Here is a 23193-nt window from a genome sequence, read left to right on the forward strand (position 1 = left end):
ATTGGTGCTGTGACCAACCACTTGTGAATGGAACAGTAATAGCCACTTAGCCTTACTGCAAGGCTAAAAATGACTACCCCTTGCCGCCTGAATGTTCGACCCATCAAGCTTGAATTTCGCATGTACTTGATTCATTGTGAACTTCGAAAGATATATACAGTCGTACAAGGCCGAAATGGTCGTCATTTTGATGAAGAACCGTGTTCTATACTTTCGGAAGTTCACAATAAACGTTTGGGGTCTGCGAAATATCAGTTTCGCAGACCCCAAACGTTTATGACACTAATAATTTCTGAAGAAATTACTTTTCTGAATCGGCCAGACGCTCCACGGAAGCAGCAATCTGCTTTTCTGCCTCTTCGGCATTCGTCCAGTAATCTCCGGGCTGAACTTCCTTGCCTGGCTCAAGAGCCTTGTACTGCTCGAAGAAATGCTTGATCTCTGCCTTGTGGAATTCGGAAACGTCGTCAACGTCCTTGATGCTGTCGAAGCGGACATCGGCAGGTACGCACAACACCTTGTCGTCACCGCCGGCCTCATCAACCATGTGGTACAGACCGACTGCTCGACATTCCACAACGCATCCCGGAAAGACGGAATCGGGAATCATGACCAGGGCATCCAAAGGATCGCCGTCTTCGCCCAATGTGCCGTCTATGTATCCGTAATCATCCGGATATCCCATGGAAGTGAAAAGTGTGCGATCCAGCTTGATACGGCCAGTCTCATGATCCACTTCGTACTTGTTGCGTGACCCGCGTGGGATCTCGACAACCACTTCAAATGTTGATGCCATGTCGTCTCCTTGTCTGACGTGCTATGTGACGTTTCAACCCTTGAGCATAATGCTCTGACGCCACCACATTACCCGTAGCCCACGAAAGCTGGATCGTGGGCAAGGCTCTCGGATCAATCTCGGTGCGGATGGCGAACGGTGAGAATGTGCGCAACGTCAGCCCAGGGTGCGAGCGAGACATAGTCAGAGCCACTCCAGACAAACTCACGTCCGGTCAGTTCATCGTGAACGTCAAAGACATGACCCGGTTCGATGCCGAATGTGGTTGGATCGCTATAGATACCCGAGGAATGTGCGTCATGTCCATCAAGGTTCACCACCACGATGACGGTATCAGGCATGCCATTGGGAGTGAGAGATCCATTGATATGGCGTACGAATGCCAGAACATTGGGGTCCGATGATTCAAGAATGCGCAGATCGTGATAACTCATGAGTGCAGGATGAGCATGGCGTATCTGATTCAATCGAGTGAGCAACTCGGCGATGCCATATCGCTGAGCTCGACTCCAGTCACGAATCTTGATCTCGTACTTTTCGTTGTCGAGCTGTTCTTCGAAGCCTGGCCGCTGCCGGTTTTCAATCAGCTCATAGCCGTTGTATATGCCCCAGCTTGGGCTTCCGGTAGCTGCAAGTACGGCTCGAATGGCATGGCCCGCTATGCCGTTATCACGAATGTAATCGGTGAGAATGTCCGGAGTGGTCGGCCAGAAGGTGTTGTGCTGATAGAAGGCTGCATCACCATTAGTCTCCTGCAGATAATCCTGTAGCTCCTCCTTGCCGTTGCGCCAGGGGAAGTAGCAGTGCGATTGGGTAAAACCGACATAGCTCAGTGCGCGCATCATTCCCGGACGGGTGAATGCTTCGGCAAGGAAGAGAATCTCAGGATGACGTTTGGTGATCTTCGCAATGATGTCCTGCCAGAATCTGACTGGCTTCGTATGGGGATTGTCCACGCGGAATATGGTGACACCGGCATCGATCCACAGTCTCATGATGCGTTCGACTTCGCGTTCTATGCCGGGCATGTCTTCGTCAAAATCAATCGGATAGATATCCTGGTATTTCTTCGGTGGGTTTTCGGCGAATGCAATGGAACCGTCGGGCTTGTGTCTGAACCATTCCGGATGGCTGTGCACCCAGGGGTGATCGGGAGAGCACTGCAGCGCAAAGTCAAGAGCGATTTCGATGCCAAGTTCGTGTGCCTTGGAGACAAAGGCTTTGAAATCATCCATGGTACCCAGCTGCGGATTGACAGTGTCATGCCCCCCTTGCCTCGAACCAATGCCAAAGGGGGATCCAGGATCGTCCGGCCCGGCAACGAGTGCGTTGTTCCGACCTTTTCTATTGGTCGTTCCGATGGGGAAGATCGGGGGAAGATAGACGATGTCGAAGCCTTCGGCCTTGGCTCTTTCCAAGCCCGATACCGAAGTGGCAAAGGTTCCCGAGATGATTTCCTGCGTGCGTAGATCGACGCTTGCACCTTCTGAGCGGGTAAAGAATTGATACCATGCAGCAAAGCTGGATGCCGGGCGCTGTACCAGAATTTCTTTCTCTCTTGATGCGCAGAGATGATCGCGCAAGGGGTGCTCGGCATGCAGTCTTGCGATTGCAGTGCCTTGCGCTGCAGCAAAGCGCTGTGATATATCGGCGTTCACGTCAAGCATGGATTGTGCGGCATGCGCCAATGTGCGCCTGTCTTTGGCTAGAAGACCCTTCTCTTCCTGCAATGACCACCGCCTGAGCAGCTTGCCACCTTCTTGCAGTGTGTTTTCTATATCGTCATTGACGCTGATTTTGATAGTGGCATCGTGAAGCCACGATGCATATGAGTCTTCCCAACCCTCAATGGCAACTGTCCACAATCCCAGATGTCTGCGAATGGCAGAGAATGAAGGTTCCCAGGGTTTCACATCGCTGTGCTCCCCGGCTTTGAGGCTGACTTCCCATGTATCGAGCCCTGCATTGGTACAGACCATGGGCGTTTGCGCCATCACTTTGCCGTGCGGATTGCGTAGTACGGCAGTTGCACCCACCTTGGTGCGTCCCTCGATGAATATCTGGGCCGAGATCTGGAACATCTCGCCAAGTTCGACGCGTGCTGGAAAGTCGTCATCCTCAATGGTGGGCGTGGTGTTCATGACCACAATTCGTCCAAACAGGTGGCTCGCAAGAGTCGGCTGTGCTTTGGTTCGGGATGGGGCAGAACGACCGGTTTTCTTACTGTGTGCTGGTGTTGCAGCTTCGCGTTTGGATCTCACTGCTGGTTTGGATGTGACCGCTGGTGTGGCTGCGGTGGTGATGGAGGGTGATGGTGTGGGTGACTTGAGCGCGGGGGAGGACTGAGCGTCGGATCTGGCACTGTTCTTTGTGCCTGCGCTCGCATGTGATGCTGTATGTGAAGCCATAACGTCTATTGTAAGTAACAATTGTTCAAAACGGGCATCACATTCGACCACATTGAAAAATGAGCCTTGTGTATAACTATGGATATCTGCAACACTTTTGCATTATTCAACCGCTCTTTCTCGGTAATTCGCCATAGGCATGGGCTAACAGGGCATTTCGAGTCTTCTCCAGACACAACCGTGGCATTCACCAGCAGTGGACGATTCCGGGAGTTTCGTGAGCGCTATCAAGGGGGATTCGATATGCACCGTCAACACAAACGACGGCTTGGTTATCTCTATACATTCGTATTCGGATGTGCGGCCCTGCTCGCCTTGGCCTTGGCTTTTCCTGCGTTTGCGCAGGATGGACTCAAGCCCGTGGGAGAGGAGTGGTACATCCCATACACCTTTGACGGCTATGGGGTTTCCATAGGAGCCATGGCGGATAGCGCCGATGGAAGAAAGGTCTATTGCATGGAAACTGGAGAGCTTGTTTCATATGACGTTTCGCATGCACAGAGCATTCCCGACTCTCAGTTGGCGCGCTCCATAGCATGGCTGACCCAGCATTACCGCAATACCGCGAATGCACTGACCCAAGCTGGCATCGGCATTATCATTCACGATGCCTACGATTTGAATCCCGCAGTCTGGAAACTGCGCAAAGAGACACTGAACGACACCCATCCCGAGACGATAGTCAGGGCACAGCAGCTCTTGATGGAAGCAACCAGCAATACCGCTACCGGAGCGAATCTGAACATGACCTACGAAGTCGGCAGACGTCGCGGGTACATCGATGTCACGGTGAAGGGACCTCAGGGCGTGAATGTAGCGAATGTGCCGTTCACGCTGAAATTCGAGGGGCCAGCGGTCTTCGTTTCTGGCGGCACCTCGACCTTCTCGGCCACGAGCACATCCACTGCACGGCGTGTCTATTGGACAGCGACCGGCACGGGGGACGTGAAAGCTTCGGTTTCGTATGAGTATGGCACCATTGAGCAGCTTGTCAGTAATCAGGATTATGTCAGATTCGCTACGGTAAAGGCAGCTGCCGGTGCGGATCTGAACTTTGCGGTGCGCAAGGAATTTGCTCCGACAATAGGCACCACCGTGCCCCACAGGATCATTGATGAGGGCGATCAGGTACTTGACACGGTAACGTCTGGAATCTCAGCGGGAGACGTCTGGGAGGAAGGTGTTCAGGTCAAGGCGCTTGGATATTACTTTGACTCTCTGAAGCACGGCGATCTGGGTAATGTTATACATCCACAGAGCAATGAGAGCGTTACGTCGTATTTGGCACGTTTGAGCGCATTGGGGTACAAGCCCTCAGGGTATGGCACTGCGCTTTTCGATGCCCCTAATCGCAGCGTTCAGGTTAAGGCCACCACCAAACCCGATGGTAGCGAGCCTTATCGAGCATCGGCGAATTTGGGCATCGGAACATGGGTGTGGGTGATTGATCATAGTCAGCAGGAGACACTCACCAAGGAATTTGTTGTGAAGGATGTATTGAGCGATTTTCTCGAAATCGCCGAGACCGTGTCCATTCGTAGGAAGCTCATCGTCGATTCGAGTGTGACCGAACATGCTGCCACGGTTGGTTCGGAGCTGAGCGATGTGATAACCATCAGTGGATTTCCTGCAGACAGCGGTACCTTCAAGGGAAACACAGACTACGGCTTACAGGCGGATCTTCCCCATGCTGAAGTTCAGGTCTTCTGGTCGGGCAGTGGCAACGGCGGAGACGATGAGCCATATAAGCCCGATGCGAGTGACTTGCCTCAAGTTGATGCTCATCATGAGTTGGTGGGCTCCTGGAAGTACGCAGCTACAAACAGCACGATAAAGGTCGGCGCAGGTGCGCCTGATATGCTTGGCGATCCAGTGCATATCATTGCGGGTAAGCCCGGTTACTATGTCTTTGTCTATTCCTTCTCCGGGGATGCGAGAACAGCACCGATTCATAGTTCCTACAGCGATGCCTGGGAGCGGGTTCGGGTGCAGGCTTTTGCCGATCCGGTGCCTGTTCAGGCGACGATAGAAACCCATGCAGAACCGTCGAAGGTCAAGCTTGGTGAAAGCTCATACGACACGGCAACCGTCACGGGAACGGTGCCTGAGGGCTCATACTTGACATTCAGTGCCTTTGCCGGTGACCAGCAGACTGGGACGATAGACATGAATGAGCCGGTTCTTGAGGAATTTCGTGTGGATCTTGCTGCCGATCTTGCCTCGCAGACAGTCATGAGCAGTCGAGTGATTGCAGCCAATGTAGGAAGTTTGCAGTGGAAGGCTACATTGTGGACACCTGACGGCGTGATTCTCGACTCACATGAGCTTGGACTGGAAGAGGAAATCACCACGATTGTCTCTCGTGCACCTGAGAATGCAGATGATGAACCGGATGAATCTGAACGCAAGCCGGCAGCGGCAAAGGAACTCGCCCATACCGGCGTGTCCATGATCAGCGTATTCGGTATCCTTGCAATCATCGCTCTTATCAGTGGGATGGTGATGGTGTCAATCGCACGTACTTGGAGAGAAAAGTGACGGGTTGAAGATTTCAATCCAAGGAATTTGAACGTTTTCGCGTATCCTTGTGTACGGGAAACCGCTTATGCAGATCCAATGTCTGCATATGCTCGGCACTCAGATGGCGGATTGTACTATCGTGACCGTCGCAGCATTGCTCACGGTGACTGAACCGTTGTGGGTTTTGCAGTGAGAGCCCCGGGTTGGACTGCGAAGGTGAGTTCAAGAGTGCCGTTCATCACAGCGGCAACCATGGAAGGAAAGGGGAAAGTCATGGGATTTCTTGGTTGGATTGTTCTAGGTTTGATTGCTGGAGCGATTGCAAAGGCAATTCTCGGTGATAGAGCCGCAGGTGGTTGGCTCGGATCCTTGATTGTAGGCATCATTGGTGCTGCAGTGGGTGGCTGGATTGGAAGCGCAGTGTTCCACGTCGGACTTGAGAATTTCTGGAGTCTGCAGACATGGATCATCGCAATTCTCGGTTCTGTCCTCGTGCTCTTCATCTATGGTGCTTTGAGCGGAAAAAGATGATTCCTGCGCTCGCAGGCATCCATACCTGCGAGTTGCTTTTCGTTTGCTGATGCCTCGACATCCACTGAAGTGGTTGTCGAGGCATGTGTCGTTATGGGCGGGATTGATGGCTTTCGCTTGCTGCTGGCATCACGTTGCCGTTGTGGGAGAAGTGTGGGGAATTGTTTTCTGGTTCTTGTGGGAGTGGGTGTTGTTCCTGTTTTATATTTTTTACGCTGGTATAACGGCACGGCACAAAGTGTGTGTGTGAAACATGTCGTGAGACGTTCTCCCAACTGGGGTTTGTGCTGGTTGATAATCCTGCATGACCTGGGAGGCATGAACGTAACCCCATACCCGCATTGCGGCACCATCATGCATCGCAACAGAACCACGAGAGCAGGAACGGCCCAATATCGATGCCCGCCATCCCAACCTCTCTTGTCATCCCGATCATCCCCACTTCCCCTGTCACCCCGACCGAATGTCATCTCGAGCGAATCCACCTTCCTTGTCACCCCGACCGTCCCCGCGTCCCTTGTCATCTCGAGCGAGCGGAGCGAGTCGAGAGATCTCACCCTTGCAAGCATCAACAGCGAAGATCCCTCGACTCGCTACGCTCGCTCGGGATGACAATGGTGTTGTCGCTCATATGACCGACTCGCTGTGCTCACTCGGAGTGACGGCCCTTGGGCTAGCAGCAGGTCGGTTATCTGAGCGGCTCATTCCGCTCGCTCGGGATGACGATGGTGTTGTCGCTCATACGGCCGACTCTGACGATGGAACATATAGCTTTGACGAGTCCATACCACCGACTCGCTGGGCTCACTCGGAGTGACGGGAGAGGGGCATGGCATCGACTGGAATAAATTACACGCCGGCACACCAGCGAAGGCATAAACCCACACTTCTATGCCTATAACCCACAGAACGGAGCCGATGTGGCAGAAGCGAGTAATGTCTGGCGATGGGGTGCCTCATTGGGCGTCGGGTTTGGGAGCTACGACATTGTTCTTCACCCAATCCGGGAAGCGGCCATCCATGGAGATGAGTTCATTCATGGTGACGAATTGATAGCCTTGCGACTTGAGACTGTCAATGATATCAGGCAGAACATGGATGTCCTGCGTTCGATTGCCGCCGCCGTCATGCATCAAGACGATGGCACCCGAATATGCGTTGTTCATTACTTCATTCTTGATTGCATTCTCTCCTGGCTGTTTCCAGTCCTGTGTGTCTATCGTCCACAAAATATTCGAACTGACGATATCCGAGCTATTCATCCACGTTTCCTTGTTGAAGGAACCATATGGTGCGCGCAGCATTCGCGTGGTGCTGTTCGAAGCCGTCTTGAGCGCATTGAATCCCGAAGTCAGCTCCTTTCGCAAGGCATCTCGGTTGAGTGTGGTCAGATCAGGGTGTGAATAGCTGTGACTTACGACCTGATTGCCATCGGCTAGCATCTGTTGCTCGATCTGAGGCATCTGAGTCGATTGGTTGCCGATATCCATGAAGGTTGCCTTCACTCCCTTGCTTTTCAAGATCTGAAGTATGGGAGTGCTGTATTGACTAGGTCCATCGTCAAAGGTCAATGCAATGACTTTCTTGTCTGCCGGAGGCCGTGGATTGATGGAATCGATCTGAAGTGTCTTAGGCTGTGCGATGACTTTCTTCGGCACCGTTTCGCCGGAGTCCTTGCCTACCCAGTACTCCTGCTTGCCATCCTCTCCCTGTTGGGCGACGAACTGTACCGCACCGCCAAGCTTCATTGTTGCGGAATAGGGGATGGTCTTTTTCTCAACGGTGTGCCCTTCGGTTTCGTCGCTACCGGTGCTGACCGTGACGATGTCGTTGCTGTGAAGATGGGTCGAATCGAACTGGGATGGTGAAATACGGTGGGAATTGAGTTTTATAACAATGGCTTCACCACCATTGGCCTTGAGCGTCTTTCCGGTCAACGATTTCAATGCTCCCGGCTTGGTGCCAAAGTAATTGTGGTTTTTCAGAATCGAGTCCAAACTTTGCTTGCCGGTGACCTGCATACTTTCATCATTGATGGAGACGGAGAATCGTCTATAGTTGTTCCACCAATACCAAGTACCACTCAAAATGAAAATTGCCATGACGCATAACAACGATACCGTCAGCACAATGGAGATACGGTGGTTTCTGGGGGAATTGGGAATGTCATCTACGGCCAGGGGAGCTGTTGCAGTCGTCTCCTGTGCGTGAGCAGTATCTGGATGATGTGGCCGAGGTGACAAGTCCGCAGAACCTTTGCCCTGAGGAAGCGGTGGATGTGGTGGTTCGGAACCTACTATGGCATGGTTCATTGCATGGGGATGCTGTGCGGACGCCTGTGCCGGTGAGGATGCTTGTGCCTGCGCCGGCGCAACGGTTGAATCGTGTGCGTGCTCAGACGCATGTTCGAGATTGCTCTCGTTCTTCTGTCTTCCCACAGTTGTTCCTCCCCATCTCTGACCGCATATCATTGTAGAAGTATGCTTGGGCGGAATTGTTTGTGAAAAACACGAAATTGTCAACGTCAGCATTCCTCTGACCAGAGCAATGGCTTCGTGTTGATGCATCAATCGGCACGAGTCGTATTTGTGTTCAAATCATCGAAGTTTCACGAAAGTCATGCATTCCTGCTGCACTGTGGCTAGAGTTTCTTTGAAATGTCTGGCAACGAAATGGATTGGGAACACTAGTGGACAAAGTTGTGATTGTCGCCGCCGTGCGCACCCCCTTCGGAAAATATCGGGGTGCTCTGAAAGAATGGTCGGCTGCCGATTTGGCACGGCAAGCCCTGATTGCCGCCATGAAGCAGTCGAAGGTACCCGCAGCCAGTGTTGAGGGACTGTATCTTGGCGTTGCCGTTGCGGCAGGGCTCGGACCAAACGTAGCTCGTACCGTTGCCGTTTCGGCTGGCATGCCAATCGAGTCTCACGCCGTTACCGTCAATGAAGTCTGTGGATCGAGCCTGAAAGCTCTGCGTATGGCGCAGCTGAGCATCATGGCGGGCGATGCACAGATGCTCGCCGTTGGGGGTGCCGAAAGCATGACGCGGGCACCGATGATTATTCCCTATGACGTTCACCATTGCGCAGAAGACCCTGAACATGGCAGTTCTGCGATGCTTACGCAGCCGGTCAAGGCAATTTTCAAGGATGGACTGATCGATAGCTTCTCAGGATCGATCATGGGGCTTACCGCTGAACATATTGCTGATGCCTATTCGGTTTCACGTGAAGCACAGGATGAATTCGCCTATGCGTCGCATCGCAAGGCAATGCGCGCGGTGTCGCAGCATCATTTTGATGATGAAATCATTCCCATGGAAGGCTTGAGTCACGATGAAACGATTCGACCAGATACATCGTTGTTGAAACTCGCCTCATTGACGCCGGTGTATCGCGAGTATGGCAGTGTCACCGCAGGCAATGCGGCACCGTTGAGCGATGGTGCCGCTATGCTCATCATCGCCACCGAGAGCAAGGCCGCTTCATTGGGATTGAAGCCTTTAGGATACCTCGGCAGCTATGCAGAGGTTGGCTACGATCCGGCGTATATGGGATATGCGCCTTCGATCGCCATTGCGAATCTGCTGAAGCGGTCGAGAAGCAGGATGGAGGATTACGATCTCTATGAAATCACGGAGGCCTTCGCAGCTCAGGTGATAGCGGTTCGCGATTCACTTCATATACCCGATGATCGGCTCAATATCAATGGTGGATCACTCGCTCTGGGTCATCCCCTGGGGGCAAGCGGAGCGCGTCTGGTCATCGCACTGCTCAATAATCTCAAGTCGCATGACCTGCACAGGGGTATTGCAGCTCTGTGTATCGGTGGAGGTCAGGGCATTGCGATGGAGGTCTTTCGGGAGGATCGGACGCTATGACATCTCAATCAGGAGCACATGCTGCAGTTCACTCTGTGGCTCACGCCGCAGTACAGGCGGCAAGACGTGAAACGCCCCAGAACATGCCGAAGAAGCTGTATCAGATGAGCATCGAAGAGCGGCTGAGCCATTTGGTCTCGAACGATGTGCTTTCGCGGGATGCCGCAGACGCATATCTTGCCAGTGTGGTCGACGATTCCACGAGCCGGATGTCAGAGAACGTGATTGGGGAGCTTGTTTCACCCATTGGGATTGTTGAGAGCATCGAGGTAAATGGTGAACGATGCACGGTTCCAATGACGACTGAAGAGCCGTCTGTAGTTGCCGCTGCCAATCATGGAGCGAAGATGGCCGTATCAGGGTTCATCGCAACGAGCCATCGCGACGGCATATATGGCCAGATCCTTCTGGATGCTCCGAGGACTGGAATGAAGCCTTCCGATTTCAACTGGCAACAACTCAATGATGTCATTCCCGACCTCATTCGGTTGGTTACCCAACGATTTGATAATCTTTCGAAGCGTGGTGGTGGATTGGTGAGCATTGAGACGCACGAGCATGGCATGAGTTGCGATATGCTCATCAAGGTCAACACTGCTCAGGCTATGGGAGCCAACATCGTCAATTCGATCCTCGAGTGCTTGGTACAGGAGATCGAGCGGGTGTTGCCTGGACTCAATGCCATCATGGCGATCGTCAGCAACTACCCGAGTCAGCTGGTCGATGTGGAATCGCGTATACCGTTCGCGCAGTTGGCGAAGACGGAGTCGGCGGGCAGATCCATCGCCAGAAATATCGATCGAATAGCACATTTTGCCGAGCATAATGCGTATAGGGCAGTCACAAACAATAAAGGCATCATGAATGGCGTTGATGCGGTCATTGCGGCCTGTGGCAACGATACGCGCGCGGTCGAGGCGGCTTGTCATCAGCTCGCCGCGCTGTCTGGGCAGTATCTGCCGCTCTCACATTGGCGTGCCAATGAAGACTCACAGGAGCTCGTCGGCACGATGACGCTAGCTTTGCCGATAGGCGCTGTCGGTGGGGCGATTGCCTCCAGACCTGCAATTCGGCGCAATATGGAACTGATGCGCAAGCCGGATGTCAGAAGACTCAGCGAACTTGTTGCATCCGTGGGTCTTGCCAACAATCTTGCAGCCTTGCACGCCTTGGCGGGCGAGGGAATACAACATGGCCATATGCGGCTTCAGGCGGTGCAGACGGCCGTTGCCGTTGGTGCGAACGATGAAGAGATCGCACAGTTGACTGCTCGCATGGTAGCTCGATCGGACTATTCGCAAAGCTGGGCGGCTGACGAATTGAAGCGATTAAGGGATGCGCCAGATGCGCAATGACCAGTTCTGAACGTTGCGCCTGTGCTGCGATTGGCAGCGAATGGGCAGAGTTCGATAGGCCAGAGTTGACATGAAGAGAGAGGTACGTGAATGAGCAGCAATACAGAGGTGCATATTGGCATCGACCGCATGGGCATGTTTGTGCCAGAGCAGTATCTCGATGTAGAGGATCTTGCTCGTGCACGACACGTTGAACCGGCAAAATTCACGCGCGGCATCGGGCAATCTCGCATGAGCGTGCCGCGACACTGCGATGACATCGTGAGTATGGGAGCGAACGCGATTGCGGAGATTCTTCCTGATATTGACATTGATCGTCTTGGTCTGCTGATTGTGGGAACCGAGAGCGGTATCGATCAGTCGAAGTCGAGCTCGTTGTTCATCAAGCACTTGTTGAATCTTGCGAACCGCATCGAAAGCTTTGAAATCAAGGAAGCCTGCTTTGGCGCCACGGCAGGGCTCTTTGTTGCATACCATTACGTTGCCGCTCATCCAGATCGAACGGTGCTCGTTGTTGCCAGCGATGTTGCGCGGTATGGACTGGGAACCGCGGGCGAGGTGACCCAGGGTGCGGGTGCGATTGCGATGCTGGTGAGCGCTGATCCCGATATTCTTGTGCTCAACGATGATGCTGAGGACTACAGCGATGATATCAACGATTTCTGGCGCCCGAATGGGCATACCGAAGCTTTGGTCGATGGCAAGTATTCAACGCAGGTGTATCTCGATTTCTTCCGACATGTGTTCGATGAGTATCGTGACAAGACAGCTTTGGGCTTGGATGATTTTGGCGCGCTTCTCTTCCACCTGCCATTTACGAAGATGGGTATGAAAGCGCTACGTGTAGCTCTTGAAGATGCGGATGTCGATGATCGCAAGCGGCTTGAGCACAATTTTGAGATGAGTGCCAGATATTCCCGTGATGTGGGAAATCTGTATACCGGTTCGCTGTATTTGAGTTTGCTCAGTTGGCTTGAGCACGCGGATCTGGATCAAGCTGGCAGTGGTGACGGCAGTCTTGCTGGAACACGAATAGCCCTGTTCAGCTATGGTTCCGGCGCGATGTGCAAGTTTTTCACGGGCCGGATTCAACCGGGTTATCGCCGTGGTCTCCGTGCAGAAAGCCATGCAAGAATGCTGAATGCACGCAAGCGCCTGACTGTTCAGGAATATGAGCAACTTTTTGATGAATATTATGCAAGCGAAGATGTCCAAACCGAAAAACCTGAGTCTGGTTTCTATTATGCGGGCGTGAAGCATGACATACGTCAATATTCACGAGCTTAATGAGTCGTAACGAAGCGAGATTTACGAGTTTTGTTGCCTTTTTGAGCCATTAACCCTGTATTTCGCTGCAATGACGTTGATATAAAGCCAATTTTTCCGGTTTATACTGACAAAAGGCCACAAAACTCGAATCCTCACGAAGCTCGGCTGTATGATTACGCAAACAATTTGACAACCAGACAGGGAGCATGCAATTATAAAGATTGAGAATCGTTATCAATAGTTTGACATATGTAGGACGGTAGGGAACTCGATATGCCCAAGGTGTTGCTTTGCACTGGTATACAATATTCAACTCAGCTCATGGGGATGTGCGCGCTCGAATGCCCGCAGCGGCACGATGATGTTACTGAGCATGAACACGGCAATGACAACAATGTAGCGGAAGCGGCAACTGTAGCCGAAACGTTGATCATCTCCTATACGGCACGATGTGATGAACATTGCGGTCTGGTTGTGCACAGAAGGATCGGCACACCGTCGGACATGCTCTTCGCCACCAACCTGCATACCGACACAGTGCCATTGGACGATTGCTGCCTGAGCTGCACGATCAAGCACGACCTCTATTCCTGGCTTTCCCGTGAATCTGGTGAGGGTATCGCACCTCGCATCATCGTCATACTGCCCAAAGGGCTGCAGGCGGCTCCCACCGCTGAATATCTGAAGGAAATGGAGCTCGTGCAGGAGGCGTTCCAACCGCAGAAAGCACGTTTTCAGTTTGAATCCATTGTTGCAGTCCTCGATTCGGCAACCCTGAAGGATTGTCTCTTCGATGATGCGCCATTCCATCAGGATGATGATAGCGATGGGAGCGATCCGAGTCTGATGAGCAGCAGCTACGAAGACGATGTCGATGAGCGTTGCATCGGGGGAGCTCTTGCGGGTGTGATTGCTGACGCAAACGATGTGCTGCTGCTTCCCAGTATGGATTGCGAACAGAGAGACGAGGAATTGTGCAAGCTTGTTGAAGCTTTGGCTTCGGAAAACTGCCACGTTCGTTGTGGTGTTCCCAGCGTCATGCCCAACGTCATGCCCAACGTCATGCCCAACGTCATGCCCAACGTCATGCACGCTGGTGTTCCCGGCGGCAGGTGCCCTGAGAACGCAGACAGTGAAGAAAATCAGCCAGATGAGTCTGTAACCGGCGATATTACATGGGCATCGCTTGGCCAGGATGTGATTGGTCTGAGCATTCGTTCCCATGCACCACTGCATCCGAGCCGGTTGTCGGACTTGCTGGCCGACAAGAGCGTGTCAATGCATATTCATGGCCATTTTGCGGTGCCTAACAAGCCATTTTCAGCTTTCATATGGGAGGGTGATCCGGACGGCTCGATCATTGAGACCGTCGATCGCGGGGTGGTTGATGAAGCACGGTTTGAGACAGAGATTCTAGTCGTCGCTCGTCTGGTGCAAGGCAATCAGAGTGACGAGGCGCGTGCGTGGATCAGCCGTTTTGGGAGTCTGCCGGTAACGCGCGAAGAGATGCAACGTCCACTGATGAGTTGGATGGAGCAGACCGACACCTTTACACGTTGGGCCTCTATGGACTGATCGACTGAGAAGTGTTGTTTGAGCCATGTCATTCAATCTCAATGTGACTGCAGCGCCGCTATGGCGATCGGCGAAACAGCTATACGGTGACTCCGAAGATCTTGCCAATGACCCAGGCAAAGAGCATGGTCGACAGCCCCATGACAACATTGCGAATGATGGCTTTATGCTTTCTCGTCCCGACTATCTGTGCCGAGATGAAACCTGTCAGCAGCAGGGCGAATGCCACGGCGAGCACGATGAAGCTTACACGGGCGAGGAACGATGCAGGGATTTGAGAAATCAACAATGGAAGCAATCCGCCGCTTACGAAGGCAAAGAAGGAAGAAATGGCCGCCTGCCAAGGATTGGTGAGTTCGTCCGGATCGATATTGAGCTCTTCGAGTGCGTGAGCGCGTAGTGCATCATGGTGCATGGCCTCATATGCTGCCTTGTATGCCGTGGGACGGGTCATGCCTTTGGTTTCATAGATCTGTGTCAGTTCGTCCAGTTCCTCGACGGGAAGGTTGATCAGTTCCCAACGTTCCTTGTCGAGGATACTTTTTTCCGTATCGCGTTGTGCGCTGACGGAGACATATTCGCCTCCGGCCATGGAAAATGCTCCAGCGGAGATGGCGGCAACGCCGGCGATCAGCAATACATGAGGATTGTTGTCGGCTCCAGCAACACCCAAAATGGTGCCAGCGACAGAAACGATGCCATCGTTGGCTCCCAGGACTGCAGCGCGAAGGCTGTTGAGCGCTTTTGAGGATTCGTTGGCTTTATTGTGGATTTCGCCTGCATGAGGCGTAATCTCATCGCGAGATGCAGGAGTCTGTTCGATGCCAAGCCATCCGCCCTGTGCAATCGATGGGATTCTCGTGCGAGACTCGTCCACGTAGCGGTCGTTGTGTGAATGCTTGGTGGCCGGGTCATATGGAACATTGACTTGGGTTCTGTGGGAATCGTGATCTGTAACTGGATTGATGTGTGGCTGCGCGTCAGCATTATTTTCCATTGGATTCTCCCATTCCCCCGGTGAACAGTGAAACCGTCCGTACCAATCCTAGAAGAGCAATTCTGTTGACTGTGTGAAGTATCGAGGTGAAGTATCGAGGTGAGTTCGAAAAACGGTCAATTATGCGACCCGCCAAATTCACTACTTGCGAGAATGATTATCATTAGTTATAGTGTCAGACATGGCTAAAACATGTCAAGTATTAGGAATACACGTCAGTTTCGGCAACTCCGTGTCCCATTCGCACCGGAGAACGCGTCGACGCTTCCAACCGAATCTGCAGCGCAAGCGCTATTGGGTGCCTTCGCTGAACAGATTCATAGCACTTGAGGTGAGTGCCAGAGGAATCAAGACCATCGATAGAAGAGGAATTGAAACCGTCGTTGCCCAGTTGCGCGCTCGTGGTGATCTCAGCATCTGAGTGAGCTGCATACGGCAGAGAGGAAAGGATGCCCATGGCGTCTCAATCACATGTGAACCGTCCAATCATCACGTTGAAATCCACCGAGGGAACCGGTTCGACATATACAACGCGAAAAAATCGTCGGAATACTCCAGACAGACTTGAACTGCTGAAATTCGATCCCGTGCTCCATCGCAGAGTTATGTTTCGCGAAACTCGCTGAGCTGAAAAGAAAGCAAATATGGCAAAAACCAGCAAAATAATGAAGCAGCGTCAGCGTGAGAGCATTGTCGAACGCTTTGCTCAACGTCGACGGCAATACAAGAACGACAGCGTAGATCCCCACCTGAGCCAAGAGGAGCGCGATGCTGCGATGAGTAAGTTGCATGCGCTGCCGCGTAATGCAAGCCCAACACGGTTGCGAAATCGCGATTCGACCGATGGACGTTCGCGCGGCTATCTGCGCAAATTTGGCTTGTCTCGCATCACGATGCGTGATCTCGCACACCGTGGAGAGTTGCCAGGAGTCACCAAATCGAGTTGGTGATGAACAAGAAACCGTAGAGGCGATTCCCGTTGCAAAAGGCGAAGGACTCGTCTCTGCGATGCGTCCAGTTGCACTGAATCACCCTAAATATTGTGAAAAGAGGAAGTATGAAACAAGGCATTCATCCAACATACGGCTATGTGATCTTCCATGACCGTTCCGCCAACACGATGATGTTGACGCGCTCGACGCTCGCTGCAAAAGCCAGTTCACTGCCAGTCATGAAGTGGGAAGACGGCAGGGAGTATCCGGTTGTCAATGTAGATGTCTCGTCGAGCAGCCATCCCTTCTATACAGGCAAGAATGTGGTGCTTGACACCGCTGGTCAGGTGCAGAAGTTCAACAAGCGCTATCAACGCGCTTCGAAGTAGAGATCGGCACAACTGTTGACGATATCCAGAGAGCAAGCAAGGGCAGGAATTACTGGGAAAGGCGGGAGATCATCATGAAAGTGAAATCGTCCATCCGATCGCTCGCGCGCAGACCGGGTTCAACGGTCGTGCGCCGACGTGGACACGTGTATGTGATCAACAAGAAGAATCCGAAGTTCAAGGCAAGGCAAGGCTGATGGCATTACCAAAATACAAGACTTCGCGAGCGAACACGCATGCTCGTCGAGCCCAATGGAAGGCGCAGAGCGCGCAACTCCTGACAGTGCGAACACCTGATGGTCGCGATGTGCAGGTGCCGCAGCATCTCGCGGCGGCGGTGCGCAAAGGATACTTCACACTGTAAGTCGCCGCCGGCCACATGCCGACCGTGCACTATGTGCAGCACCTCAGATGATTCAGAGCAGCAATGGCCCATGATAAAGGCCATTACTGCTCTTTTTCGTTGTAGTGAAGTCGTTTGCAGCAGTTCAGACGTTGCTGTGCCATTGACCAGACCGGGCGTAAGTCAGTTGCAAGGATACCAATACTGTAATTCTTCAACTGTCTCAATCGATGTGTTCCTAAGCTGAATTGATCAATGAAGATGGTAGGTTGGAATTCGGTTTGCTATACGGGCTGCCTGATTCATAGGCGCGAATGTGCCTGACAGTCGTATCTGATCAGTGCCAGCGCTTAAGGCCAACGGCATGGGCATGAATGGAAAAGCTGTGGGGACTTTGGACGGATCTGGAGCAAACGTGCCGGGTAACGTACAGGGACACGCCAGGGCAATATGGCAATGATGATTGCATGGGGGCTGAATGGAGCATGGTTTGGGGATTGCGTGGAAATCGGTTTCGAAAACATACAATGACGGAACTGTCGCAGTAAACAACGTCTCTGTGACTGCCGACGAGCATAGGACGCTCGCGCTGGTGGGATCTTCAGGTTCCGGCAAGACCACCCTGTTGCAGATGGTCAACCGTATGGTTACTCCCAATTCGGGTACGGTCCTGATTCAAGGGCAGGACAATCAGGGGATGAATCCCGTCACGTTGCGTCGTTCGATAGGATATGTCCTGCAGAATGGCGGACTCCTGCCAAATAAAACCGTTCTTGACAACATCGCCACAGTGCCGGTGCTTCAAGGAACGAGACGCAAGGATGCGAGAGTTCATGCCTTGGAGCTTCTTGATGAGGTTGGACTTGAGAAAAGCATACAGAACCGCTATCCATCCGAACTTTCGGGCGGCCAGCAGCAAAGGGTCGGTGTTGCCAGGGCGCTTGCTGCAAATCCAGAAATACTCCTGATGGATGAACCCTTTGCAGCCGTGGATCCAATTGTCAGAAGAAACCTTCAGGATGAATTGCTCAGACTTCAATCGGAAATTGGCAAGACCATCGTGTTTGTCACCCACGATATCGATGAGGCCTTCTATCTGGGAGACAAGGTTGCACTGCTGCGTCCGGGTGGCACGCTTGCACAGGTTGGCACAGCAAGGGAATTGATCGATCATCCGGCAGATTCGTTCGTCGCTTCATTCATCAATGCAGGATGCTTGAGGAGCGAGCTGCAATGAACTGGCTGATCCTCAATTGCGCGCAGATACTGCATTATGCGCTGCAACACATGCTATTAAGCGTATTTCCGATACTTCTGGGTACGCTTGTTGCCGTGCCATTGGCAAGATTGGCGAATGGATTCAGACTGACTCGAAGCAGCATATACGTGGCATCCAGCGTGCTGTATGCGATTCCTTCTTTGCCGCTGCTGATATTCCTGCCCGCGCTGCTGAGGACGAAGATATTGAACCCGGTGAACATCGAAGTTGCACTGACCATATATGCGATTGCCATCATGCTCACCTCGGCTTCGCATGCATTTCTTTCCATAGATCCGAGCGTGATACATGCCGCTGATGCCATGGGATTCGGAGCATGGAAGAAGTTCTTCCAAGTTGAGCTCCCCTTGGCCGGCTCTCAGCTTCTTGCAGGTATTCGAGTGGTTTCCGTGAGCACGATCAGCCTCGTCACGGTGGGATCCCTCATCGGTGTGAACTCTCTGGGATTCTTCTTCCTTGAGGGGTATCAGAGAGATTTTCCATTGGAAATCTGGGTTGGCATTGCCGCTACGGCATTGATTGCCTTGCTGTTCGATCAGATTCTGGCCATCTGTGGTCGAGTGCTTATGCCGTGGAATCATCGCAGGGTTACACGGGAAAGGTCAGCGGCATGAACGTATTTTCGCAGACATTGCTCTGGCTCGGCGATGCATCCAATTGGGAAGGAACAGGGGGAATCAGCGTCCGCCTTGTTCAGCACATGCAATATTCCTTGGCGACACTTGCCATCACCTGCGTGATTGCCATTCCTCTTGCTTGCTATATCGGACACTTCGGCAGGGCTCTCTTTGTGATTCCTGTGATCAATGCGTTGCGTGCACTGCCAACGCTGGGAATGCTCAGCGCGCTCGCCCTGATATTTGGACTGGGAATATCGGCTCCCATGATCGTAATGGTGATGTTTGCAATTCCACCGGTACTGGCTGCCACATATTCAGGCATAGCCAATGTGAGTCAGACCACCACCCATGCGATGAGGGCGATAGGTTTCAGTGAATGGCAGATTCTGTGGAATGTCGAGCTGCCGACCGCATTCCCTGCAATTCTTGGAGGCATTCGCTCGGCATTCACGCAGATCATTGCCACATGGACGGTTGCAGCATTCTTGCCGGTTGGGGGATTGGGACGCTTCTTGATCGATGGGCTGGCCATTCGTGATTACTCGCAGATGCTTGGGGCATCATTCCTTGTCATTGGACTTTCCATCGCAGTCGATGTACTCATGTTGATCGTGCAGAACACGATTGAGAGACATTCGCGATATTCGCAGCTGACAACTCAATCCTAAGCGATACGTAAATCTATACACAGAGCAATGCAACAAGAAGGGGAGCAATATGAGTTCGTTTGGAAGAAAACTCATTGGGGGAGTACTGGCAGGAGTGGTGATGATGGGGACGGTTGGCTGCGGATCCTCCAATCCACTTGATTCCTCATCGTCACAGGAGAGCGATGCATCAACGATCACGATCGGCTCCGCGAACTTCGCGGAAAGTGAGATACTTGCCAACATGTATGTGCAAGCCCTCGCATCACATGGCATTCATGCCGCATTGAAGCCAGATATTGGAGCGCGCGACGTATATATTGCCGCACTCAAGGATGGATCGATAGATCTGGTGCCCGAGTACACCGGTAATCTGTTGCAGTATTTTGACAAGGATTCCACGGCGCACAGTGCCAGTGACGTCTATTCGGAGCTGAAGAAGGCGCTCCCCAGCAAATTCGCAGTGCTGGATCAAGCAAAGGCCGAGGATTCCGACTCGCTCAACGTGACGAAATCCTATAGCGAGCAGCATCATGTCACCAGCATCGGCGATCTTTCCAAGATCAATGGACTCAAGATTGCCGCCGCTCCGGAATTTGCCACGCGACCATATGGCATCACAGGACTGAAACAGCAGTATGGAGTCGATGCCACCCTGATTCCAATCAACGATGGCGGTGGAGCGACTACCATCAAGGCACTGCTCAATGGAACGGTGCAGATGGCAAATATCAATACAACATCGCCGAGCATCAAGACGAACAATCTCGTGACACTCAAGGATCCGCTGCAGATGATTCTTCCGCAGCGCGTGATCCCTCTGATCTCGAAATCCGCTGAATCAGACAAGGTCACCAGCGTACTCAACGAAGTGCAGAGCAAGCTGACAACACAGGATCTGATGACGATGAACGGCGAGAGCATCAACGACAAGGAATCGGCCTCCGCGATAGCGAAGCACTGGCTACAGACGTACAAGCTTGTGTGACACATTGAGCACAGATCTCACGTGTGCGGGAGCGTTTCCTCGTCAGGGTGGTTGTACGATTTAATTTTGAGGGAAAATAGCCATCACCAGGAATCCGGCGATACAAGGCTATGACAGAGTGTCGAAGCACGGTGGATTTACGATGTTGTTGGGCGAGGAACGGCCATGGTGCGCAATTGCACAAGACAAGGCCAAGCACCGGGCAAGGTGGGTTTCAACGGCACAAACCCTTGATTTGTATAGGTATAGGGAATGAAGGAGTTGAAGTGGGACGAAAAATCATTCTTGATTGTGATCCGGGGCATGACGACGCAGTCGCTATCCTGTTGGCGCTTGGTAACGACAACATTGATTTGCTCGGCATAACAACCATCGGTGGCAATCAGACATTACACAAGGTAACCTATAACGCGCTCGCTGTTCTGGAACAGGCTCATGCTTACAGTGTGCCTGTTGCTGCAGGCTGTGCCTCGCCGCTCATACGTGAATTGGAAACCGCGCCCGGCGTGCATGGTGATACGGGACTTGACGGCGTGGATTTGCCGAAGCCATCGCACGATGTCATTGGCAAGCATGCGGTTGACTTCATCATTGACACGATCATGGGCAATGAGCCCAAAACCATCACTCTGGTTCCTACGGGACCGTTGACCAACATCGCAATGGCAGTGCGCAAGGAACCGCGCATCGTCGAACGCGTGAAGGAAGTCGTACTGATGGGCGGCGGCATCCATGTCGGCAATTGGAGCGCAGTCGCCGAATTCAACATCAAGGTCGATCCTGAAGCGGCCCACGTTGTCTTCAATGCATCCTGGCCGGTGACGATGATTGGGCTGAACCTCACTCATCAGGCTTTGTGCACCCCTGCTCGTCAGCGTGACATCGAGTCGATAGGAACCCCAACGGCAGACTTTGTGAGTCATCTGATGGATTTCTTCCGCAAATCGTATGCCGAGAACCAAGGCTTCGTGGATCCTCCGGTGCATGACCCATGTGCCGTGGCATATCTGCTCGACCCTGAGGTCATCACCACACGCAAGGCTCCCATTGACATCGAGACCAAAGGCGATCTGACGTTGGGAATGACAGTCGCAGATTTGCGTGCTCCGGCTCCTGCCGATTGCCATACGCAGTTTGGAGAGAAGCTCGATGTGGACCGCTTCTGGGGGCTGATTCACGACGCGATCGCACATATCGGTGAAGGAATCGACAAATGACAACGAATACGAAGCTTTCCACAAACAAGCCTGAATCACCTTCATCGATCGTCGGTCTGATGATCGCCCTGCTGGTTGCCGTGTTCGCATTCCAGCTCAATACCTCCATGCTCTCGCCTGCATTGGTGACCATGCAACGCGAGCTCAACACGACAGCATCCCAGGTTGCCTTGACGCAGACCGTCTTCTTCACGGCAGCTGCATTGTTCTCTCTGTTCCTTCCCCGCCTGGCAGACTCGGCAGGTAGGAAGAAAGTCCTGATCGGCATGCTTGTCGCCACGGTCGCAGGGTGCATCATCAGTGCGGTCGCGGTCAACGTTCCGATGCTGATGATCGGACGTGTCCTGCAGGGGGTCTGCGGTCCGATCGTGCCTCTGTGCCTGATCATGCTGCATGTCCGTGTGCCTGATGACAAGCGCTATGCACGCCTGATGGCCATCATCACCTCCGTGAATGGTGGTATCGCTGGTGTGGATGCTCTGCTTGGTGGCTGGCTCGCCGCTCACTATGGCTTCCGCTCGATATTCTGGACGATGGCGGCGATCGCATTGATTGCAGTCATCATGACGGCTTTGTACACGCACGAAAGCTGGGCCGACACCAAGGCCGGAATGGATTGGATCGGTGCCGTGCTGCTCGTCATTGCCATCGGTGCTCTGTTGCTTGCCGTGGACGAAATCGAGAAGCTTGCCGCTGCCAACTGGGTCTATGTGATCATCATGCTCGTGATTGCAGTGGTGGCATTCATTGTCTTCTGGAATGTTGAGAAACGCAAGAAAGAGCCAATGGTCACCACGCTCTATCTCAAACAGCGTAGGACCTGGGGCCTGCTGCTCACCACGCTCCTGACCATGACTGGTGTTTTCGCCATCATGAACGGCATCGTGCCTGCAATCGCTCAAGATGCGAAATTTGGCGCCGGATTGAGCGCCGATGTCGCATCTCTCGCCACGCTTACTCCTTATGCACTGGCAGGTCTGGTGTTCGGCCCTGTTGCAGGATGGCTCACCAGTCGCTATGGCTATCATAAGGTCTTGCGCTATGGCTTGGTTGCAACGGCAATCGGCGTCATAGCCATCATGCTCACCGCAAGTTCCGTCAGCGTCTGGGCGTTGGTATGCGTTTCGATCTTCGTCGGCATCACCTATGCCGGGACCGTGAACATCATGCTCAACGGCTTGGGCATTGTGCTTTCTCCCGCCGATAACACCGGTTATCTGCCGGGATTGAACGCAGGAGCCTTCAACCTTGGCGCTGGGTTGAGCTTTGCAATTCTCTATGCAGTGATGACTCAGGTCGGTGGTGGGTCAGGCACCATGTCCTATGTGTTCAGTGTTGGAACTGGTCTTGTTCTGGTCGTTCTGGCTCTTGTCTGCTCCTTCTTCATCCCCTCGGTTGAAAAGACAGAACAGGAAGCTCGCCAGCTCGCAGACTGATGCAGGCAAAG

23 protein-coding genes are annotated in these 23193 nt (G+C 52.8%); 19 read left to right on the plus strand and 4 right to left on the minus strand.

What is annotated here, in order from left to right; genetic code table 11:
- Positions 1–301: 301 nt before the first annotated feature.
- Together BAQU_RS02525 and BAQU_RS02530 are read right to left on the minus strand one after the other, a co-directional pair.
- The gene (locus tag BAQU_RS02525) at positions 302–796 is read right to left on the minus strand and encodes an inorganic diphosphatase (RefSeq protein WP_094692481.1); all 495 of its coding nucleotides are present in this window, start codon (positions 794–796) and stop codon (positions 302–304) included.
- A 113-nt stretch (positions 797–909) separates the two neighbouring features.
- Positions 910–3204: an alpha-1,4-glucan--maltose-1-phosphate maltosyltransferase gene (locus BAQU_RS02530; protein ID WP_094692482.1), complete on the minus strand. Its 2295-nt coding sequence runs from the start codon at positions 3202–3204 to the stop codon at positions 910–912.
- Between the two features lie 243 nt (positions 3205–3447).
- On the opposite strand from BAQU_RS02530, the gene BAQU_RS02535 reads away from it, so the two are divergent.
- The 3 genes from BAQU_RS02535 (at position 3448) to BAQU_RS10260 (ending at position 7072) form a co-directional block, all read left to right on the plus strand.
- Positions 3448–5742, plus strand: a complete 2295-nt coding sequence (locus tag BAQU_RS02535) for a hypothetical protein (protein WP_094692483.1) — start codon at positions 3448–3450, stop codon at positions 5740–5742.
- A gap of 255 nt (positions 5743–5997) precedes the next feature.
- On the plus strand, positions 5998–6255 hold the full coding sequence (locus BAQU_RS02540; RefSeq protein ID WP_094692688.1) for a GlsB/YeaQ/YmgE family stress response membrane protein: 258 nt from the start codon (positions 5998–6000) through the stop codon (positions 6253–6255).
- Between the two features lie 559 nt (positions 6256–6814).
- Positions 6815–7072 carry a hypothetical protein gene (locus BAQU_RS10260; RefSeq protein WP_143241953.1) on the plus strand — a complete coding sequence of 86 codons (258 nt, stop codon included), beginning with the start codon at positions 6815–6817 and terminating at the stop codon, positions 7070–7072.
- 139 nt (positions 7073–7211) lie between these two features.
- Here the strand turns inward: BAQU_RS10260 and BAQU_RS02545 are convergent, their stop codons facing one another.
- A complete protein-coding gene (locus BAQU_RS02545) occupies positions 7212–8693 on the minus strand; it encodes a polysaccharide deacetylase family protein (RefSeq protein WP_158215616.1) in 1482 nt (493 codons plus the stop codon).
- A gap of 251 nt (positions 8694–8944) precedes the next feature.
- Between BAQU_RS02545 and BAQU_RS02550 the strand changes: the two genes are divergently transcribed.
- From BAQU_RS02550 to BAQU_RS02565, 4 genes are all read left to right on the plus strand, one after another.
- Positions 8945–10135, plus strand: coding sequence for a thiolase family protein (locus tag BAQU_RS02550; RefSeq protein ID WP_094692485.1), 1191 nt, complete (start codon positions 8945–8947; stop codon positions 10133–10135).
- A complete protein-coding gene (locus BAQU_RS02555) occupies positions 10132–11490 on the plus strand; it encodes a hypothetical protein (RefSeq protein WP_094692486.1) in 1359 nt (452 codons plus the stop codon). The genes BAQU_RS02550 and BAQU_RS02555 overlap by 4 nt, the downstream gene beginning before the upstream one ends.
- 90 nt (positions 11491–11580) lie before the next feature.
- A complete protein-coding gene (locus BAQU_RS02560; RefSeq protein WP_211277092.1) occupies positions 11581–12777 on the plus strand; it encodes a hydroxymethylglutaryl-CoA synthase in 1197 nt (398 codons plus the stop codon).
- A 255-nt stretch (positions 12778–13032) separates the two neighbouring features.
- A complete protein-coding gene (locus BAQU_RS02565) occupies positions 13033–14334 on the plus strand; it encodes a hypothetical protein (RefSeq protein ID WP_094692487.1) in 1302 nt (433 codons plus the stop codon).
- 79 nt (positions 14335–14413) lie between these two features.
- Here the strand turns inward: BAQU_RS02565 and BAQU_RS02570 are convergent, their stop codons facing one another.
- Positions 14414–15331, minus strand: a complete 918-nt coding sequence (locus BAQU_RS02570; RefSeq protein ID WP_094692488.1) for a VIT1/CCC1 transporter family protein — start codon at positions 15329–15331, stop codon at positions 14414–14416.
- A gap of 181 nt (positions 15332–15512) precedes the next feature.
- Between BAQU_RS02570 and rpmB the strand changes: the two genes are divergently transcribed.
- The 12 genes from rpmB (at position 15513) to uriT (ending at position 23182) form a co-directional block, all read left to right on the plus strand.
- Entirely contained in the window at positions 15513–15752 is a 240-nt protein-coding gene (gene rpmB / locus BAQU_RS02575; RefSeq protein ID WP_094692489.1) for a 50S ribosomal protein L28, read from the plus strand.
- A 34-nt stretch (positions 15753–15786) separates the two neighbouring features.
- Complete coding sequence (gene rpmG / locus BAQU_RS02580; protein ID WP_094692490.1) at positions 15787–15957, plus strand: 50S ribosomal protein L33; 171 nt, start codon at positions 15787–15789, stop codon at positions 15955–15957.
- A gap of 18 nt (positions 15958–15975) precedes the next feature.
- Positions 15976–16281 carry a 30S ribosomal protein S14 gene (rpsN, locus tag BAQU_RS02585; RefSeq protein WP_094692491.1) on the plus strand — a complete coding sequence of 102 codons (306 nt, stop codon included), beginning with the start codon at positions 15976–15978 and terminating at the stop codon, positions 16279–16281.
- A 107-nt stretch (positions 16282–16388) separates the two neighbouring features.
- Entirely contained in the window at positions 16389–16652 is a 264-nt protein-coding gene (locus BAQU_RS02590) for a type B 50S ribosomal protein L31 (RefSeq protein WP_094692492.1), read from the plus strand.
- A 74-nt stretch (positions 16653–16726) separates the two neighbouring features.
- Entirely contained in the window at positions 16727–16849 is a 123-nt protein-coding gene (ykgO, locus tag BAQU_RS02595) for a type B 50S ribosomal protein L36 (RefSeq protein WP_094692493.1), read from the plus strand.
- Positions 16849–17016 (plus strand): 50S ribosomal protein L32, encoded by a 168-nt coding sequence (rpmF, locus tag BAQU_RS02600; RefSeq protein WP_094692494.1) that lies wholly within the window; start codon positions 16849–16851, stop codon positions 17014–17016. The genes ykgO and rpmF overlap by 1 nt, the downstream gene beginning before the upstream one ends.
- A 457-nt stretch (positions 17017–17473) precedes the next feature.
- On the plus strand, positions 17474–18232 hold the full coding sequence (locus tag BAQU_RS02605; protein ID WP_094692495.1) for an ABC transporter ATP-binding protein: 759 nt from the start codon (positions 17474–17476) through the stop codon (positions 18230–18232).
- The gene (locus BAQU_RS02610) at positions 18229–18888 is read left to right on the plus strand and encodes an ABC transporter permease (protein ID WP_094692692.1); all 660 of its coding nucleotides are present in this window, start codon (positions 18229–18231) and stop codon (positions 18886–18888) included. Before BAQU_RS02605 ends, BAQU_RS02610 begins: the two co-directional genes overlap by 4 nt.
- Positions 18885–19562: an ABC transporter permease gene (locus BAQU_RS02615; RefSeq protein ID WP_094692496.1), complete on the plus strand. Its 678-nt coding sequence runs from the start codon at positions 18885–18887 to the stop codon at positions 19560–19562. The genes BAQU_RS02610 and BAQU_RS02615 overlap by 4 nt, the downstream gene beginning before the upstream one ends.
- 49 nt (positions 19563–19611) lie before the next feature.
- On the plus strand, positions 19612–20529 hold the full coding sequence (locus BAQU_RS02620) for an ABC transporter substrate-binding protein (protein WP_094692497.1): 918 nt from the start codon (positions 19612–19614) through the stop codon (positions 20527–20529).
- Between the two features lie 266 nt (positions 20530–20795).
- On the plus strand, positions 20796–21746 hold the full coding sequence (gene uriH, locus BAQU_RS02625; RefSeq protein WP_169713251.1) for a uridine-preferring nucleoside hydrolase UriH: 951 nt from the start codon (positions 20796–20798) through the stop codon (positions 21744–21746).
- A complete protein-coding gene (gene uriT / locus BAQU_RS02630; protein ID WP_094692499.1) occupies positions 21743–23182 on the plus strand; it encodes a uridine transporter UriT in 1440 nt (479 codons plus the stop codon). The genes uriH and uriT overlap by 4 nt, the downstream gene beginning before the upstream one ends.
- Positions 23183–23193: the final 11 nt, after the last annotated feature.

The organism is Bifidobacterium aquikefiri, from assembly GCF_002259795.1.
GTDB lineage: Bacteria > Actinomycetota > Actinomycetes > Actinomycetales > Bifidobacteriaceae > Bombiscardovia > Bombiscardovia aquikefiri.

Bases quoted from the DNA above. Each gene is read 5' to 3' on its own strand.
- BAQU_RS02525 (WP_094692481.1), bottom strand. From the start codon at position 796: ATGGCATCAACATTTGAAGTGGTTGTCGAGATCCCACGCGGGTCACGC.
- BAQU_RS02530 (WP_094692482.1), bottom strand. From the start codon at position 3,204: ATGGCTTCACATACAGCATCACATGCGAGCGCAGGCACAAAGAACAGT.
- BAQU_RS02535 (WP_094692483.1), top strand. From the start codon at position 3,448: ATGCACCGTCAACACAAACGACGGCTTGGTTATCTCTATACATTCGTA.
- BAQU_RS02540 (WP_094692688.1), top strand. From the start codon at position 5,998: ATGGGATTTCTTGGTTGGATTGTTCTAGGTTTGATTGCTGGAGCGATT.
- BAQU_RS02555 (WP_094692486.1), top strand. From the start codon at position 10,132: ATGACATCTCAATCAGGAGCACATGCTGCAGTTCACTCTGTGGCTCAC.
- BAQU_RS02560 (WP_211277092.1), top strand. From the start codon at position 11,581: ATGAGCAGCAATACAGAGGTGCATATTGGCATCGACCGCATGGGCATG.
- BAQU_RS02565 (WP_094692487.1), top strand. From the start codon at position 13,033: ATGCCCAAGGTGTTGCTTTGCACTGGTATACAATATTCAACTCAGCTC.
- BAQU_RS02570 (WP_094692488.1), bottom strand. From the start codon at position 15,331: ATGGAAAATAATGCTGACGCGCAGCCACACATCAATCCAGTTACAGAT.
- rpmB (WP_094692489.1), top strand. From the start codon at position 15,513: ATGGCTAAAACATGTCAAGTATTAGGAATACACGTCAGTTTCGGCAAC.
- rpmG (WP_094692490.1), top strand. From the start codon at position 15,787: ATGGCGTCTCAATCACATGTGAACCGTCCAATCATCACGTTGAAATCC.
- rpsN (WP_094692491.1), top strand. From the start codon at position 15,976: ATGGCAAAAACCAGCAAAATAATGAAGCAGCGTCAGCGTGAGAGCATT.
- BAQU_RS02590 (WP_094692492.1), top strand. From the start codon at position 16,389: ATGAAACAAGGCATTCATCCAACATACGGCTATGTGATCTTCCATGAC.
- ykgO (WP_094692493.1), top strand. From the start codon at position 16,727: ATGAAAGTGAAATCGTCCATCCGATCGCTCGCGCGCAGACCGGGTTCA.
- rpmF (WP_094692494.1), top strand. From the start codon at position 16,849: ATGGCATTACCAAAATACAAGACTTCGCGAGCGAACACGCATGCTCGT.
- BAQU_RS02605 (WP_094692495.1), top strand. From the start codon at position 17,474: ATGGAGCATGGTTTGGGGATTGCGTGGAAATCGGTTTCGAAAACATAC.
- BAQU_RS02610 (WP_094692692.1), top strand. From the start codon at position 18,229: ATGAACTGGCTGATCCTCAATTGCGCGCAGATACTGCATTATGCGCTG.
- BAQU_RS02615 (WP_094692496.1), top strand. From the start codon at position 18,885: ATGAACGTATTTTCGCAGACATTGCTCTGGCTCGGCGATGCATCCAAT.
- BAQU_RS02620 (WP_094692497.1), top strand. From the start codon at position 19,612: ATGAGTTCGTTTGGAAGAAAACTCATTGGGGGAGTACTGGCAGGAGTG.
- uriT (WP_094692499.1), top strand. From the start codon at position 21,743: ATGACAACGAATACGAAGCTTTCCACAAACAAGCCTGAATCACCTTCA.